Source organism: Paramixta manurensis (genome assembly GCF_013285385.1).
GTDB lineage: Bacteria > Pseudomonadota > Gammaproteobacteria > Enterobacterales > Enterobacteriaceae > Paramixta > Paramixta manurensis.
The window spans coordinates 2,913,372-2,929,579 of record NZ_CP054212.1; the positions used below are offsets into that span (position 1 = coordinate 2,913,372).

General features: G+C 53.7%; 16 protein-coding genes. 7 read left to right on the forward strand and 9 right to left on the reverse strand.

Annotation, left to right across the window (positions count from 1 at the left end; translation table 11 throughout):
* Nucleotides 1–20 precede the first annotated feature (20 nt).
* From PMPD1_RS14150 to PMPD1_RS14165, 4 genes are all read left to right on the forward strand, one after another.
* On the forward strand, nt 21–947 hold the full coding sequence (locus PMPD1_RS14150; protein WP_173634651.1) for an ABC transporter substrate-binding protein: 927 nt from the start codon (nt 21–23) through the stop codon (nt 945–947).
* 206 nt (nt 948–1,153) lie between these two features.
* A complete protein-coding gene (locus PMPD1_RS14155; protein WP_173634652.1) occupies nt 1,154–1,894 on the forward strand; it encodes a response regulator in 741 nt (246 codons plus the stop codon).
* Entirely contained in the window at nt 1,891–3,207 is a 1,317-nt protein-coding gene (locus PMPD1_RS14160) for an ATP-binding protein (RefSeq protein WP_173634653.1), read from the forward strand. Before PMPD1_RS14155 ends, PMPD1_RS14160 begins: the two co-directional genes overlap by 4 nt.
* A gap of 157 nt (nt 3,208–3,364) precedes the next feature.
* A complete protein-coding gene (locus PMPD1_RS14165; RefSeq protein WP_173634654.1) occupies nt 3,365–3,622 on the forward strand; it encodes a YdgH/BhsA/McbA-like domain containing protein in 258 nt (85 codons plus the stop codon).
* 74 nt (nt 3,623–3,696) lie between these two features.
* Here the strand turns inward: PMPD1_RS14165 and PMPD1_RS14170 are convergent, their stop codons facing one another.
* On the reverse strand, nt 3,697–4,470 hold the full coding sequence (locus tag PMPD1_RS14170; protein WP_173634655.1) for a YdcF family protein: 774 nt from the start codon (nt 4,468–4,470) through the stop codon (nt 3,697–3,699).
* Nucleotides 4,471–4,577: 107 nt separating this feature from the next.
* Between PMPD1_RS14170 and PMPD1_RS14175 the strand changes: the two genes are divergently transcribed.
* Entirely contained in the window at nt 4,578–5,654 is a 1,077-nt protein-coding gene (locus tag PMPD1_RS14175) for a LacI family DNA-binding transcriptional regulator (protein WP_173634656.1), read from the forward strand.
* A gap of 36 nt (nt 5,655–5,690) precedes the next feature.
* On the opposite strand, the gene PMPD1_RS14180 is transcribed toward PMPD1_RS14175, so the two are convergent.
* The 3 genes from PMPD1_RS14180 to dacD form a co-directional block, all read right to left on the reverse strand.
* Entirely contained in the window at nt 5,691–6,011 is a 321-nt protein-coding gene (locus PMPD1_RS14180; protein ID WP_173634657.1) for a DUF496 family protein, read from the reverse strand.
* Between the two features lie 160 nt (nt 6,012–6,171).
* The gene (locus PMPD1_RS14185) at nt 6,172–7,230 is read right to left on the reverse strand and encodes an FUSC family protein (RefSeq protein WP_173634658.1); all 1,059 of its coding nucleotides are present in this window, start codon (nt 7,228–7,230) and stop codon (nt 6,172–6,174) included.
* 200 nt (nt 7,231–7,430) lie between these two features.
* Nucleotides 7,431–8,603, reverse strand: a complete 1,173-nt coding sequence (dacD, locus tag PMPD1_RS14190) for a serine-type D-Ala-D-Ala carboxypeptidase DacD (protein WP_435529739.1) — start codon at nt 8,601–8,603, stop codon at nt 7,431–7,433.
* Between the two features lie 272 nt (nt 8,604–8,875).
* On the opposite strand from dacD, the gene PMPD1_RS14195 reads away from it, so the two are divergent.
* The gene (locus tag PMPD1_RS14195; RefSeq protein WP_173634660.1) at nt 8,876–10,024 is read left to right on the forward strand and encodes an acyltransferase family protein; all 1,149 of its coding nucleotides are present in this window, start codon (nt 8,876–8,878) and stop codon (nt 10,022–10,024) included.
* 60 nt (nt 10,025–10,084) lie between these two features.
* On the opposite strand, the gene PMPD1_RS14200 is transcribed toward PMPD1_RS14195, so the two are convergent.
* From PMPD1_RS14200 to PMPD1_RS22770, 5 genes are all read right to left on the reverse strand, one after another.
* Entirely contained in the window at nt 10,085–10,843 is a 759-nt protein-coding gene (locus tag PMPD1_RS14200) for a DeoR/GlpR family DNA-binding transcription regulator (RefSeq protein WP_173634661.1), read from the reverse strand.
* A 13-nt stretch (nt 10,844–10,856) separates the two neighbouring features.
* Entirely contained in the window at nt 10,857–11,870 is a 1,014-nt protein-coding gene (locus PMPD1_RS14205; protein WP_173634662.1) for a D-threonate 4-phosphate dehydrogenase, read from the reverse strand.
* Nucleotides 11,830–13,104: a D-threonate kinase gene (dtnK, locus tag PMPD1_RS14210; protein WP_173634663.1), complete on the reverse strand. Its 1,275-nt coding sequence runs from the start codon at nt 13,102–13,104 to the stop codon at nt 11,830–11,832. The genes PMPD1_RS14205 and dtnK overlap by 41 nt, the downstream gene beginning before the upstream one ends.
* On the reverse strand, nt 13,101–14,057 hold the full coding sequence (locus PMPD1_RS14215) for a 2-keto-3-deoxygluconate permease (protein ID WP_173634664.1): 957 nt from the start codon (nt 14,055–14,057) through the stop codon (nt 13,101–13,103). The genes dtnK and PMPD1_RS14215 overlap by 4 nt, the downstream gene beginning before the upstream one ends.
* 157 nt (nt 14,058–14,214) lie before the next feature.
* Nucleotides 14,215–14,463 (reverse strand): hypothetical protein, encoded by a 249-nt coding sequence (locus PMPD1_RS22770; RefSeq protein WP_354292636.1) that lies wholly within the window; start codon nt 14,461–14,463, stop codon nt 14,215–14,217.
* Between the two features lie 293 nt (nt 14,464–14,756).
* On the opposite strand from PMPD1_RS22770, the gene sbcB reads away from it, so the two are divergent.
* Nucleotides 14,757–16,181 carry an exodeoxyribonuclease I gene (gene sbcB / locus PMPD1_RS14220; protein ID WP_173634665.1) on the forward strand — a complete coding sequence of 475 codons (1,425 nt, stop codon included), beginning with the start codon at nt 14,757–14,759 and terminating at the stop codon, nt 16,179–16,181.
* The last annotated feature ends 27 nt before the right edge of the window (nt 16,182–16,208 follow it).

Sequence of the window (16,208 nt, forward strand, 5' to 3'; positions counted from 1 at the left end):
ACTTTTCAAGGACATTTCCGATGATTAAAAAAGCCGCCGCTTTAATGATAAGCACGTTGCTTGTCGCCCACGCCAGCGCCGCTGAAAAACTGACGCTGGTGCTTGACTGGTATATCAATCCCGACCATGCGCCGATTATGGTGGCTGAACAGATCGGCGCTTTTAAGGCCGAAGGGCTTGACGTGAAGATCGTTCCGCCCTCCGATCCGGCGATCCCGCCACGGCTGGTCGCGGCCGGACAAGCCGATCTGGCGGTGACCTATCAGCCACAAATTCATTTTTTTGCCGACCAAGGGTTGCCGCTGGTGCGCGTTGGCACCTTGATTAACTCGCCGTTGAATACCGTGATGACGCTGGATAAAAACATTACTTCTCCGGCGGGCCTAAAGGGCAAAAAAATTGGCTTCTCCGTGAGCGGCATTGAGCAAGCCACGCTGGCAACCATGCTGGCTCATGATCATCTGAGTATTAATGATGTAAAAATGGTCAACGTGAACTTCCAGCTCACCAGTGCCTTACTGGCGGGCCAGGTCGATGCGGTGATCGGCGGTTATCGCAATATTGAAGCGCTTGAGTTGAAGTTGCAGGGGAAAACGCCAACGGTATTCAACGTGGAAGATTACGGCGTACCGGCCTATGACGAGCTGATTTTGGTGGCGAACCGTAATGAAGCGCAGCAACCTAAAATTAAAAAGTTTCTCGCCGCGTTAAAAAAAGGCAGCGACTATCTGCACGCACACCCGCAGGAAACCTGGCAGGCTTTCGCCAGCGCCCATCCTGAGTTGAATACCGAACTGAATAAGCAAGCATGGATGAAAACCTTACCGCTATTCACCCGCGATCCGGCACACCTCGATCGGCAGCGTTACCAAGCCTACGAACAATTCCTGTTCGACAATAAGCTGATCAAGAAAATGACGCCGGTAGAAAACTACGCGGTGGAATAACGCGGGCTGCCAGACGGCAGGTTTGTATTTTTATGTAGTGTTCCTCCCGCCAGCCGCGCCGCGCGCGGCTTTCTGCCAAAGGCATGCGGGAGGTTTGGCAAGTTTACCGGATACAGTACGATACAAAGCGCGCGCATTTTTTCTCCGCCGCTCAGGGTAAACTGTGGAGGTCTTACCCCTGGGCCTGTAATAAGAGAGAAACCACCATGGAACACACCGACCATGTGTTAATTGTCGATGATGACCGCGAAATTCGTACGCTAATTGCCGATTATTTAAAGAAAAACGGTTTACGTACTACCGAGGCGGCCGATGGCCGGCAAATGCGTGCTTTTCTTGAAACCACGCCGGTTGATTTGATTGTATTAGATATCATGATGCCCGGTGATGATGGGCTCACGCTGTGCCGGGAATTACGTAGCGGTAAACACAAAGGCACACCGATTTTAATGCTCACCGCTCGCAACGAAGATACCGATCGGATTTTAGGGCTGGAAATGGGCGCGGATGACTATCTGGTGAAACCGTTTGTCGCCCGCGAATTATTGGCGCGCATTAAAGCGGTGCTGCGCCGAACACGCATGATGCCGCCCAATTTGCAGGTCACTGAAGCGGCACGCATGTTGGCATTTGGCGAATGGTTACTCGACACCACCGCACGCAGCCTGACCGATCGCGATGGGGTAATGGTCGCGCTCAGCGGCGCCGAATACCGTCTGCTACGGGTATTTCTTGACCATCCACAACGTGTACTCAATCGGGATCAATTGCTGAACCTTACCCAAGGCCGCGACGCTGAGTTGTTTGAACGCTCTATCGACCTGCTGGTTAGCCGCCTAAGGCAACGGTTAAATGACGACGCGCGTGAACCGTTTTACATTAAAACAGTGCGCAGCGAAGGGTATGTCTTTGCGATGCCGATCGAGATTCGCGAGGAGAACGCGTGAGCCGCGCGTTGCGCGTATGGCCGCAGACGCTGGTTTCACGGCTGCTGCTGATTTTGTTGTTAGGGTTACTGCTGGCGAATGGTTTGACGCTCGGTTTGCTGATGACCGAGCGTACACAAAGCGCGAAAGCCATGATGCTCGGTAACCTGGAGTATGACGTCGCCACCAGCGTCGCGATCCTCGATCACTTACCCGCCGCCGAACGTCCGGCCTGGACCACACGCCTCGATCGCCCGAACTATCACTATTTACTCAATCAAGGGATGACCGGCGGCGAGCCAATGGATAAACACCAACAAGAAACCGCGCGTTCGCTAACTGCCGCGCTGGGAGCGCGGTATCCGCTGAAAATAAATACCCTTCCTGACAGCGAAGGGCATCTACAGGCGCATCTTCAGCTTAGCGACGGCAGCCCGCTCACGCTCGACTTAACGCCACGGATTATGCCGTTTGCCCGTTGGTTGCCGATTGTGCTGGCCGGTCAGTTTATTTTATTGCTCTGCTGCACTTGGTTTGCAGTACGCAATGCGGTGCGTCCGCTGACCGCGCTCACCCGTGCGGCGGAATCACTGCATCCGAACACCACCAGCGCCGTGCGTATGCCAGAAGATGGGCCGCTTGAAGTCCGTAATGCCGCCAGAGCGTTTAATGCGATGCAAGATCGCATTGCCGCCTACCTAAAAGAGCGGATGCATATCTTGGCGGCCATTTCTCACGACCTGCAAACGCCAATTACGCGTATTCGGCTGCGTTCTGAACTGATGGAAGAGAATGAGATCAAAACCAAGCTCTTGCAGGATCTCACCGAAATGACGCATTTGGTACGCGAAGGCGTGGCTTATGCCCGCACCCATGAAAGTAGCAGTGAAACACCATGCCGCATCCAGCCGCACGCGTTTATCGACAGTCTGGTGTGTGATTATCAGGACACCGGCCAGGCGGTTACCTTAAGCGGGCAGCTTAGCGGTTCGTGGTTCACCAAGCCGCATGCCTTACGCCGCACGCTGAGTAACCTTATCGATAATGCGCTGAAGTTTTCCGGCAGCGCCGAGGTTCGCATGGCGCAGGAAAACGACACCCTCATTCTGGAAGTGCTTGATCGCGGGCCGGGCATTCCGCCGGATGAGCTTTATGCCGTTATGCAGCCCTTTTATCGTGTGGAGAGTTCACGTAATCGGCAGACCGGCGGCACCGGTTTGGGGCTGGCGATTGCCTGGCAGTTAGTCGCCTCGCTGAATGGCAGCCTGACCCTGGCTAACCGTGAAGGCGGCGGATTGGCAGTCACCATTATCCTTAAGGAGAGCAGCGTTTAACCGGAATTGTATCGCAGTGTATTTCAACGGTGAAAAGCTATACCACCTTACATTAACGCGCTTTGTTGATATTTCGCCGATACATGGCGGTGATGTAATGCAGTGGTCGGGCGGAGAGACTCCGCCACTTAACCCCCTATCTCACCGAGGTGAAATAATGAAAACTGTAAAAATGATTCTGAGCGCTGTGATCCTGAGCACTGTTTCTCTCTCTTCTTTCGCCGCAATGGAAACCAATATGCCGCAGGGCTTGACCCGGATCGGTAGCGTTTCTGATAGCAGCGGCGCAACCACCCTTTCCGAATTAAACGCGAATTTGGCGGCGAAAGCCGATGCCGCGGGCGCCAAGAGCTACCACATCATCGCCGCTGGCGGACGGAACAGCTATTACGGTTTTGCTGATATTTATAAATAACCGCTGTGCCGCTGCAGATTACCCTCTGCCCATCCGATACCGTGACCGACGCCCTCGGCACGGTGTCCGGGCGCTTAACGCGATGCCAATTTTTGACATGCCGGATTCGTCATTAACTGTTGCCAGGCCGCCTCAATCTCAAGGGGCATATCGACATGCTCAATGAAGCCCTTTCCGCACGGCCCATACCCTTGCGCATCATCACGCAGCCGGGGGATCTCACCGAGAAGTAAACTGATAAAACGCTCCAGCGACCACAACCCCTGCGGCGCCGCGCCGGCGATACGCGTCATACCCTGCTGGTGTTTTAGATAGGGGGTGAAAACCGGCCAACTGATAAATTGCGGCGCTTGCGTTACGGTGCGCCATTCATGACGAAAGGTTGCCAGCGTACGCCGTTGCATTAGCGGATCCTGAACCAGCAAGATACGCGCGGGCGTGGCCTCGGCGGCTAACAGGCGTCGACTGAACGCCGCATTTTGCCCACAGTTGGTCGAGGCGGTTTCCAGCATAATGTTGCCCGGCGCAATACCGCAGAACTCAACGGCAAGCGCGCCCAGTATCTCCGCCTCTGACAAACCCGCACAAGGTAAAGTGTGATACAACGGATGCGCCGCAATCGCTTCACGCAATAAATCCGTTGAATGCCCCACGCCGCCGCTCAACAGTAACCGAAGTGAATGACGGCGCGCTAACGCAAAGGCGCCCTCAATATTCGGCAGCACGGCGTGCCCGGCAAGGATCATCAATGGCGCTTCCGGCCATTGTGAACAACTGGCGAGTTCATCGCACGCCAGCCACGCGGCAATCTGATTGACGGCAGCGATTTCTTGCGCGTTAAACTTCATTATTTTCCCTTTTTCCGGCGTCTCAGGCTGCTTAGTGTAAAGCAGTCGGAGTAACGATGGTTCCGAAAAATTTGTTACACTCGCCTGATCTCATTCAGGAGTTCGCCATGACATCGCGTCCGGTAACCCTTGCTGACGTCGCCAGGCTGGCTGGCGTTTCCTATCAGACTGTTTCGCGTGTGCTTAATCACTCGACGCAGGTGACGGCGGAGACCCAACAGCGGGTGACAGCGGCCATTCAACAGTTGAATTACGTTCCTAACCGGGTAGCACAACAGTTAGCCGGTAAAGCCACCCGCACTATTGGGTTAGCCACCAGCGAATTATCGCTACTGGCACCGGCGCAGATCGCCTCAGCCATTCAGCATCGCGCGGCGGCGCTGGGCTACCATGTAGTGATTGCCATGGCAAATCAGCCTGGGTTTGATGCGGCGCAGGCGGCGGTTAATGAACTGCTGGCGCAGCGGGTAGATGGCCTGTTGATTAACCTGCCGCTACAAAATGCGCAGGCACAAGCGTTAGAAGGGCTAGCCGCACATCTGCCGTTTCTGTTTATGGATGTCGCACAACACGCCACGGTGCATCAGTGCCAGTACGATGCGGCGCACGGCGCACGGCTTGGCGTCGAACATTTGGTGGCGCTCGGTCATCGGCGTATTGCGCTACTGAATGGCCCGGCGCATTCGGTCGCCGCCACGCAACGTTTTGCCGCCTGGCAGGCCGCGCTGGCGCACCACCAATTACAACCTCACGCAGTGCTAACCGGCGACTGGAGCGCAGCTTCCGGTTATCAGGCGGCACTTACCTTGTTGCCGAATAAACTGCCCGAGGCCATGTTGATTGCCAATGATCAAATGGCGCTCGGCGTACTGCGCGCGCTGCATCAGTATGGAGTAAGTATTCCACAAACTGTTTCGCTGGTAGGTTATGACGATACCGAAGAGAGCGCCTGGTATCAGCCGCCGCTCACCACCATTCGCCAGGATTTACGCCATTTAGGCGCCCTCAGCGTCGACCGCTTGTTACAGTTGATCGGTAAAGAAATGCTGGCGACAACCTGCCCTTTGGAAACCGAACTGGTGATACGTGAAACGACGGCACCACGCGCGGATCACGCGGTTGATCATGCAGCAATTGCACAACAGCTTAGAATATTGGCGCAACGCCTGGAGGAAGGGAAATAACAAACCGAAGCCGTGGCTTCGGTTTGCGTAAGCGTGTTACTGCGCTTTGGGTTCGCCCATCGCTTTAATCTTTTTCGACAGCTCACGACGCTCTTTCGACAGATCGGCATTTTTGATGATGTAGTCATCTACGCGGTCTTCGTAGTCGCTACGCATGGAAGCGATAATTTCCTGAATGGCCTCCACGCTCATGCCCGGTTTGATGTACTCGCTCAGGTTATCAAGCAGCAGCACGCGTTTTTGGTTATCGCGGATTTTCTTTTCGTTATCAATAATTTCACGTTGAAGTTTGTTTTTACGACGGAACATACGCACGAACTCCAGCACGTCCTGAAAAGATTGCTTAGCATTTTCCATGATGACACCTTTCATTGGGCCTGCACAAACAGGCGTAATTATCTTCGCCTTCAGCTTAGCGGTTGGCTAAGGCTGATGGCAATTTTCACATTCAAATTCAGACTGGCGCTTATCTTAGCGCGAAAAGACCTCTTTCCGCAGTAAGTTGTTGTCTCACTGATTATTTACGCATCGCCAGGCGGATTAAATCCGTCATTTTCTCCAACTGCCTGGTCAACTCCAGGCTTAGCCAGACATAGCCGTGAATCGGCGTTTCCACCTCGCTATCGCTCTTGTACTCCACCATCAAATAGCGTAATTCATGGGAAATTTCCGCCAACTCCGCGCTGTTGGCCGCCACTTTATCGCCATTGCCGCTAATCAGCATTTCCGCCAACGCACGGAAGGTGTTTTCCGTCATCTGTTGTGTACGGCGCAACGTCGCAGCATTGAGCAAAATAAGATGGCTTTCGCGTGATGACCACCAGGCGTTAATTTGCAGTTCCAACGTACAGAGCATATTACGATTGATGGTTTGAATCGCCTCCAGCACCGATTTCGGTATCCGCGTCTCTTTGCTGGCGGGCTCCAGTAATGCGCGCATTTTTACCACATCGGTCAACACCTGCTGTAGCGGCTTATTCAGCCTCGGCTGCTCCACCAGGTTGGGGGAAAAACCGGCGTGATAAATTTTCGCCATCGCTAATAACGAGTCAGACAATTTGATGCGCCAGTGGGTATAGGCCTTTTGCGGCCAGATACTGGTAAGCAACAGCGCCAGTAATGACCCTAAAATCACATCCCCGCCGCGCCATAATGCGGTATGCATATCGCCGGCTGGCGCGCCGCATACCACACCTAAGGTGATCCCGATAAGCAGCGCCATATACGGGCGTTTACCCAAGGTTAAATACCCGCAGGCAAACATCACCACCGCGCACCAAACCAACATTAGCGGCAGTGAAAATAACTCTAATCGCAGCGCTACCAAGCCGGAAAGCGAGCCAAAAATCGTCCCGCCAATCCGCTGAATCGCCCGTGGGAAAACGTTGCCCCAAACTGAAATCGGCCCCATGACTACCACCAGAGTAATCAGCGGCCAACTGCCTTCCGGGATGTGGCTGAGCCGCACCAGCATAAAGGTCAGCACAAAACCGAGGGCAATACGAATCCCATGCACCACGCGATAATGGCGATAAGCGCTGAATTCAAGGGTTGAAAGAGTTTTGTCCGGGCGCAACGCTTAACTCCAAAGGCTAACGGGCTTTTCGTGCGATATCATACGCTATGCATCAGGATAGCGTAGTTTGCCAGATCAATTTCGCGGCGGATTGAGAACTAGAGAAAATAGGTCGGTGTGGCGCGGCGAGGCATGTCTCGCCACTGCGTTGCATTACTTCGCGGCTTGCGTGGACGAACGCATCCGTCCACGCCATGCCGTTACAACTTCAGTTTAATGTAATCCTTAATCCGGGTAACCAGCCCGCCCTGCTCAACCTTCCCCAGCGTGATCAGCGGCCAGGTCGCCAGCGATTTATCCTTATCCATCACCTGGATGGTTCCCACCTGCTCATTGGCCTTCAGCGGTGCTTCCAGCTCCTGGCTGTCAATAACATATTTCGCTTTGATGTTATTGATTTCACTGCGCGGTAATGACAAGTAGAAATCCTGTGCGGCCCCGACATCGACCTGATGCGGGTTACCATACCAAACGGTTTCACTGCCGATTTTTTTACCGGCGTGGAACAGTTGTACGGTATCAAAATTACTGTTTCCCCAAATCAATAACTTACGCGCCTGATCTTCACGCCCTTTGGCGCTTTTCCCGCCCATGATGACCGCAATCAAGCGATGCCGCCCTTCGAGACTGGAAGCGATGAGGTTAAAGCCAGCGGTTTCCGTATGGCCGGTTTTTAAGCCATCGACATGCAAGTTTTTATCCCACAGCAATCCATTACGGTTCTGCTGCGTGATACCGTTCCAGCTCAGCGACTTTTCGCTATACATTTGATAAAAATCGGGTTCGCCATTAATGATCGCGCGCGAAAGCGTCGCCAAATCGCGTGCGGTGGTGTATTGACCCGGCGCATCCAGGCCGTGCACAGTTTCAAAATGGGTGTTGCTCAGCCCCAGCTTTGTCACATAGTCATTCATCAGCTTAACAAAGGGTTCCTGACCACCAGCAATATAATCCGCTAACGCCACACAGGCATCGTTACCGGAATCAATAATCACGCCGCGGCTTAAGTCGCGCACGGTTAACTTATCGCCGGGTTTAAGGAACATCAGGGAAGAACCTTTAAACACCGGGTTCCCCGCCGCCCAGGCATCTTTCCCCACCGTCACCACGTCATCGCGCGAAATGCGATGCTGATCAATCGCCCGGTCGACCACATAACCGGTCATTAATTTAGTCAGGCTGGCGGGATTACGTCGTTGGTCGGCGTTGCCTTCGGTCAGAATCTGCCCGGTAGTGGCATCCATCAGCACCCATGAAGCGGCGTCAATCGGCGGTGGCGTCATCGGGAAAGGCAGAGCGCCATTCTCAGCCTGGGCCTGGCAAGCGAAAAAAATAACAGCGGAAATTGTGACAAACTGACGCCTTTTCAACAGCTAATCCTCAATCAATCTAACAGAAAATTTTAGGCGCCAGTTTTACGGGATTGTTGGAGAATTTGCGTCAATAAATTGCAAGCAAGTATTAATTACCCGGCGCTGATAAAGCCGGACAGGTTGCGGAAAAATCAGGCAATCGTCTCTCTGACGGCACCGCTTTGATACCAGGGTAAATCTGATAAATTTCCTTTTAGGAATGATTAACGTTCTTACTGGAAATGACTCTTTTACTCTTGGTTGATAAAGATAAGCTGATTCGAGGGTAAAACATGTCAACAACCAAGGGCTGGTCCACCGAACTGGAGGGGCTGCGTGGGTTTGCGTCACTCTGGGTATTGCTGGGCCATGCCAGCCTACTGGTGCATTGCGCCATTCCCATCATCTCGTTACCCAGTATCGGCGTTGATCTGTTTATTTTGCTGTCGGGTTACCTGATGGCGAAAAACTATATTGAACGTCAAGAAAAAGAGCCCTGGACCAGCGCCAATACCGTGAAGAAGTTCTGGATCCGTCGCTTTTTCCGTATTGCGCCGCTGTACTATTTATTATTGATTGTGGCGGTGATCAATGGCCCCTGGTTTGGTGAAATGCGCGATACTATCGCCCACTTCTATCCCTCAACGGCAACCGCCACCTCACGTTATTCCGACCAGTCGCTGAGTAATATTTTTGCGCATTTGAGTTTTACCTTCGGTTTCCTGCCTAAGTACGGTTTTAATACGGTTCTGCCTGACTGGAGTATTGGCCTGGAGATGCAGTTCTATCTGCTGTTCCCGTTTATTATGCTGCTCACGCTGCGTCTCGGCTATGCGGCAACGCTGATCAGTCTGATGGTGCTGTGCGCGCTCGGTCGTTTTGCGCTGGCGGACTATTATCAGGCGTTTGAAATGCCCTCGCTGATCCTGATTAAACTGCATATGTTTATCGCCGGGATGCTGCTGGCAGAGGCGGTGCGGCGCAAGAATATCGGCTTTGTATTATTGGCGTTAATCGCGCCGGTATTCAGCGCCATCATCGCAATTGGCGTCAGCAAATTGCAGATTATCTTTGAAGCCGCGATGATTATCGGAATGGCTGCGGTGCTGTGGCAGTACAAACCTGGCGCGTTGCTGGCAAAAGTGGTTTACCTGCCGCGTGCTATTTTAACCCACCGTATCAGTACCTGGCTGGGTGATGTTTCCTACTCGGTTTATCTGCTGCATCTGTTAATTGTGGTGCCTGCCATCGCGATTTTACTGCGCGACTATCATCTGGATGCGCTCTCCGCACCGCTGCGTTTTGCCGCTATTTGTGCGGTGGTGTTGCCGATCACTTACGGCCTCGCGACATTACTGTATCGCTATGTCGAGAAACCGGGCATTTTGTTGGGCAAACGGGTACTGGCCCCGCGCCCGGCGGAACGTGATTTGGTTGGTTAACGAAAAGAAACCTGATCGACCCGGCGCAGCCTCTTCGCCGGGTTTTTTATTGCCTGTCAATCAGGTCAAATGCAACGTGACCGCAGAATCAGCCAGTTGCTGGGTAAGCTCGGCGGGCGCACGGCTATCAGTAATCACATCGGTCAGCCGCGTTAACGGCTCCACGCAATACAGAGAATACGCGCCATATTTACTGCTATCAGCCAACAGCACACGCCGACGCGCATTCGCCAGCAATGCCTGCTTTAACGTGGCCTTCTCTTCGGTTGGCGTAGTAATCCCTTTCTCTGTGCTCCAGGAGTTGCAACTTACGAAAGCAATATCGGGCCATACCGCGTGGAGTAACCGCAAACTATGATCGCCAATACAGGACTGGCTGCTGTCATCAATCCGCCCTCCTGCGACCGTCACTTCAATCTGCTTAAACTCCGACAAAAACAGGGCGATGTGCAAATCCACCGTGATCACCCGTAGCGGTAAGTGCGTAAGCTGACGCGCCAATTCCAGCATGGTGGTGCCCGCATCAAGCACCACCGAATCGCCGGGTTTAATCAGCGAAAGCGCCTGTTGCGCAATCGCGCGTTTTTCCGCCTGATTACGCAGTTGCTTTTCATTGGTGGTGGGCTGGCTGGGGATAAAACGATTGAGCGCCACGCCGCCGTGACTGCGGTTAATCACACCTTGCTCATCCAGCTTAATCAAATCACGCCGGATGGTGGCGGGCGACGCATCAAGCGCATTGACCAATTGGTCGACGGTCACCAAATTGTGGCCTTTTAAAAAAGCCACAATCTGTTCTAAACGAGGCTGTCCCTTCATAGCATCCGTTACATTACGCCAGTTCTAAGGCGAGCTTGATCGAGATTTCCATGCTCTCAGACTTTGCCTGACCTGTCCAGGCGATATCAAAGGCGGTGCCGTGGTCTGCCGAGGTGCGGATAAACGGCAAACCGGCGGTGATATTTACACCATCGTAAAAACCCAGTAGCTTCAGCGGAATATGCCCCTGATCGTGATACATCGCCACCACCATGTCATATTTCCCTTCATAGGCTTGCAAATAGACGGTGTCTGGCGGGCAAGGCCCGTAAGCATCGATGCCCTGGCGTTTCATCTCTTCGATTGCCGGGCCGACGATCTTGATCTCTTCATCGCCAAACAAACCATGCTCACCCGCGTGCGGGTTGACGCCTGCCACCGCAATGCGTGGGGCGCTGTAACCAACACGGCGCAAGAAAGTATCCGCCATGCCGATCACCGTCTCCACCCGCTGGCGGTTCAGCGTATCGAGGAATTTACGCAGCGCGATATGGGTCGTAACGTGAATCACTTTCAGCCGATCGGTGTACAACACCATGGCGTAATCACGGCTGTTGGTCAGCTTCGCCAGCAGTTCGGTGTGCCCGGGATAAAGATGCCCGGCCGCATGCAGCGCTTCTTTATTCAGCGGCGCGGTGGCGATTGCCTGTACCTCATTCGCCATCGCCAGTTCGCAAGCGCGTTCAATGCAGCGGTACGCCAAATCACCGGCCATTGGCTGCACTTCACCGGGTTTCAGCGCGGCCGGATCGGCTAACGGCACGTCAATCACATTCACCACGCCCGGCGCAAAAACCGCCTCCGCTACCTGCTTAATCGCCTTAAGCTCTACCGGCGGTGTAATCGACAAGGCCTGAATGCGGCGTAGCGTTGCCAAACAACCAATCACGACCGCACGGCTTCCCGCCAGCTCCCCTTTCCCCAACGCTTTCAAAATAATTTCCGGGCCAATACCGGCCGGATCGCCCATGGTGATGGCAATAGTTTTATTTGTCACTGTACATCTCCTCAATAAAATAAAGCGCATCGCGCAGCGTGCTTTCGTCGCCAAAACCACCGGCTTTGGTAATAACCGGTAAGTCATCAATATCGCTGTTGATAAACGTGCCGCACGGCACGCACGGCGTCACTTCGTGGGTAATGCGATAGCCCTGAGCGCCTAATGCGCGCGCCACCGCGATAGCAATATCGCCGCCGGTCAGAAACAACCCGCCGACACGCGCCCGGCCAAGAATTTGCCGGGTCATTTCGCCGAGCCGATGTCCAATGGTTTCGCCCAGTTCTTGCCGCGTCATGTGGTAACGCTGGCACAGGCTATCGATGCCTAACCGCGCCTGTTCATCGCGGCAGGTACGTAGCACGCAGTGGCGTTGCTGGTTTAACACCTCAACCGCCATGCCAATATCCTGCATCATGGCGGCAATCCCGGCGGGCTGGAGTAACGCGTCAATATCGACATCAATAATGGTTAGCGACTTTTCACGTGCGGCGAAGGCGATTTGTTTACGCGTTGCCTCGCTCATTGAACCGGCCACCGCCAACACCGGCAGTTGCTGTGGCGCAGCGCGATAAAAGTTGACCGGCAACGCGTTAGCCAGACCGGCGGCACCCACCAAGACATAGGGCAGTTCTAAACGCATTACTGCGCGAGCGATGCGTGCTAAATCGCTGTCACTTTCAGCATCCAGCACCACAATGGCGCGCGCCTCTTCGGCACAGGACGCCAGCCGCGCGGTCAGATCGCCGTGGCGTATGTTTTCCAGGTCAAGCTCATACACCGGCAAATCGGTTTGCTGACCCAGTAGCGTTTTAATTCGCGAGGATAAAATTGGGGTTTTCGGATCGGTAGCAAACTCGGTTTCCGCCAATGCAACACCGTGTACCAGACACTCGCCATTAACCGTGGTACGCCCGGCGGAAGGGATCGCCGCCGCCACAATCGCTAACCGTGCGCCACTGAGGTTCAGCGCGGTTTCAACTTCCGCACCGATATTGCCACGCAAGGTTGAATCAATCTTTTTATAAATTTGCAGCGGCGCAGAATCGCTTTTCCCGCAGGCTTCTACGACCTGCGCAACGCGGGCGCGCGCCGCCTCAGACGACAGTGCGCGGCTTTCGGTATTCACTACCAATACATCGGCGCGCGCCGCAGCCGGAACATGCGTGTCCAGTACCACTTCGGTACGCGCGCCTTTTTTTGCCAATTGGACGCCGGTGTCATTGGCGCCGGTAAAATCATCGGCAATGACCAACATTTTCATGCGTTTTTCTCCACCTGAGTGGCTGCCGCCGCATTGCGCTTCGCGACCCAGGCTGTTAACAAGGGGGTCAGTAACGCAGTAGTAATAACCGAGGTCGCAACCAGCGGGGTCGCTGCCGCTGCCACGGAGGCAAAATGCGGATCGGCCTGCGCAATCGCCAGCGGTGTCGCCACCGCATTACCGGCGGTGCTGGAGGCTGCCGCGCCTGCCACGCCAGAGCCGCCGACCAGGCGATCAACCCGAATATTAAAGAATCCGCCAATAAAGGTGGTAAAAATTCCCAGACAGACACCCACTACGCCGCCAGTCAGCAACATGTCCAGATTGATCCCCGCGCCTAACGCAAAGGCGAATAAGGGAATGAATACCGGTGCGCCTCGGGTCAGAAAATCACGCATTTGTGGGTCAAGATTACCGAGGATCATCCCGACCAAAATAGGCACAATCACCGCGACCAACGCCATTAATGGGATGTTGGCTAAGCCGGCGGCGCCGAGCGCAATCATGGTAAACAGTGGGCCATCGCCCAGTGACAAAATTGAAATCGCCCCAACGTCTCGCTCAGTGCCGTACTCGCCAACCAGCGCGGCATACAGCCCGCCGTTGGCGTTACTGAACGCGGCGATGACCGCCAAGCTGCTCAAACCAAATATTCCTGCCGAGCCAAACAGATGTTCAATACCGAAACCGAGCACTACGCCGATCAATACTTTGGTTACGGTGATGGTGGTACCTTGCAGTAATGCGCGAGGCGCGGCTTTAAAACTGATGCCAGCGCCGGTACAGAGTAGGAACGCGCCAATCAGCGGTAACGCGCCGTGCTTGAAAAGTGCGGAGGTGAAACCGCCAATCTCTAATACACCCGGCGCAAAGGTGTTCAGCAGTGCCGCAATAATCAGCGGCACCAGCATCATGCCTCCCGGTAGCTTTTCTATCGTTGCTTTGATCTTCATGTTTGCCCTCACGATATGATTTAATTTAATCACATGTGATTATATTGAGTCAATTAGCAATAAAATGAGATCCGGATCGCCATTTATGACGAATAGTTGATTAAAAAAAATCAATCATGCGTGAATGTGCGCGATGTGGAAACGAAAGGAGTGCCAGTTAGCGGTCTTTTACTTCAACCAGAATCAGCGGGCATTTTTTAACCCGGCAGGCGCTGCTGTAGGCGAGTGAGCAGACGGAACACAGGTCGCGTACTTCGGACTCATATTCATATTCAATGTAGCAACGGAAAGCAGCGCCATAAGAGCTTAAACGAGAGAAGCGCTGGGGCTCAAGGAGCTCGTCCAGTTGCATGAAGGTCAGTGCTGAAGGGTTATGATACCCAACGCGAACGCGATAAATAGTCATAGCGATAGAATGACGAAGACTTAGCGCGGTCGCTAACTGTTCTTAGTTGTTACTGGAATAGGAAAAGGTAATCAGTGGGTGGTGCTGTAAAGCGGTTCTGCTTTCATCTGCTGATGAAAACGTTGTGGACGATGCGCGCTTATTTCCTGCCGCAAACGTAATAGAGCACGCGGGCAATACCTGGGCTTTATCGCAGCATATGCGGTATATTGGGTGGCGAATAAGATACATGACGACATCTAAGCGACGCCCGGCGCGTATTAGGTATGAAATCCCGACAATAATGGCCTTTCATGAGCAACGATAAACCACGCACCTTCCTGTTCCACGACTATGAAACCTTTGGCAAAAGCCCCTCGCTTGACCGGCCCGCGCAGTTCGCCGGGATCCGAACCGATGAGGATTTCACTATCATTGGCGAACCGGAAGTGTTCTATTGCCAGCCTGCTGATGATTATCTTCCGCAGCCTGAAGCGGTGATGATTACCGGCATCACGCCGCAGCAGGCGATAGCGCGCGGCGTTAACGAAGCCGAGTTCGCCCGCCGCATTCATGCCCTGTTTAGCGAGCCAAATACCTGTGTGGTGGGCTATAACAATGTCCGTTTCGATGATGAAGTGACGCGTAATATTTTTTATCGTAACTTCTACGATCCTTACGCCTGGAGCTGGCAACACGGTAATTCGCGCTGGGATCTGCTTGATGTGATGCGCGCGTGCTATGCACTGCGCCCGGAGGGAATTACCTGGCCGGAAAATGAAGCGGGCCTCCCCTCTTTTCGGCTTGAGCATCTGACCAAGGCTAACGGCGTGGAACATGCCAATGCGCATGATGCGATGTCCGATGTGTACGCCACGCTGGCAATGGCGAAGCTGGTTAAAGAAAAGCAGCCGAAACTGTTCTCTTTTCTGTACAGCCACCGCACCAAACAAAAAATCACCACGCTGATTGATATTCCGCAAATGAAACCGTTGGTGCATATTTCCGGTATGTTTGGCGCATTGAATGGCAACACCAGTTGGATAGCGCCGCTTGCCTGGCATCCGGACAACCGTAACGCGCTGATTACCTGTGATTTAGCCGGCGATATTACGCCGCTACTGGAACTGGATGCCACGACGCTTCGCGAGCGGCTTTATACCCGCCGCGACGCGCTGGGCACCCATTCACCGGTGCCGATTAAACTGGTACATATCAATAAATGTCCGGTACTGGCGCCCGCCAATACACTGCGCCCCGAAGACGCCGAACGTCTCGGTATTGATCGCCAACGTTGCCTCGACAATCTGACGCTGCTACGCCAACATCCTGAGGTGCGTGAAAAAGTGGTCACGCTGTTCGCGGAAGCCGAACCCTTTACTCCGTCAGATGACGTTGATGCACAGCTTTATGACGGGTTCTTTAGCGATGCCGATAAATCCGCGATGGCGATTATTCAACAAACTAACCCAACCAATCTGCCCGCGCTGGATTTAACCTTTAACGATAGACGTATTGAAAAGTTGTTATTTCGTTATCGCGCGCGCAACTTTCCCGGCACGCTGGATGATAGTGAGCAGCAACGTTGGCTTCAGCATCGCCGTGAAGCGCTGCATGAGGGGCGGGTGGAAAGTTATTTACTGGAACTTGACGCGCTGTTTGCCCTACACCAAGGCAACGCAGAGAAAGAGGCGCAGCTTAAAGCGCTATTTGAATACGCTCGCCAGCTGGTTTCCTGAAGTGATGGCGGCAGGCCATTGCTCCCT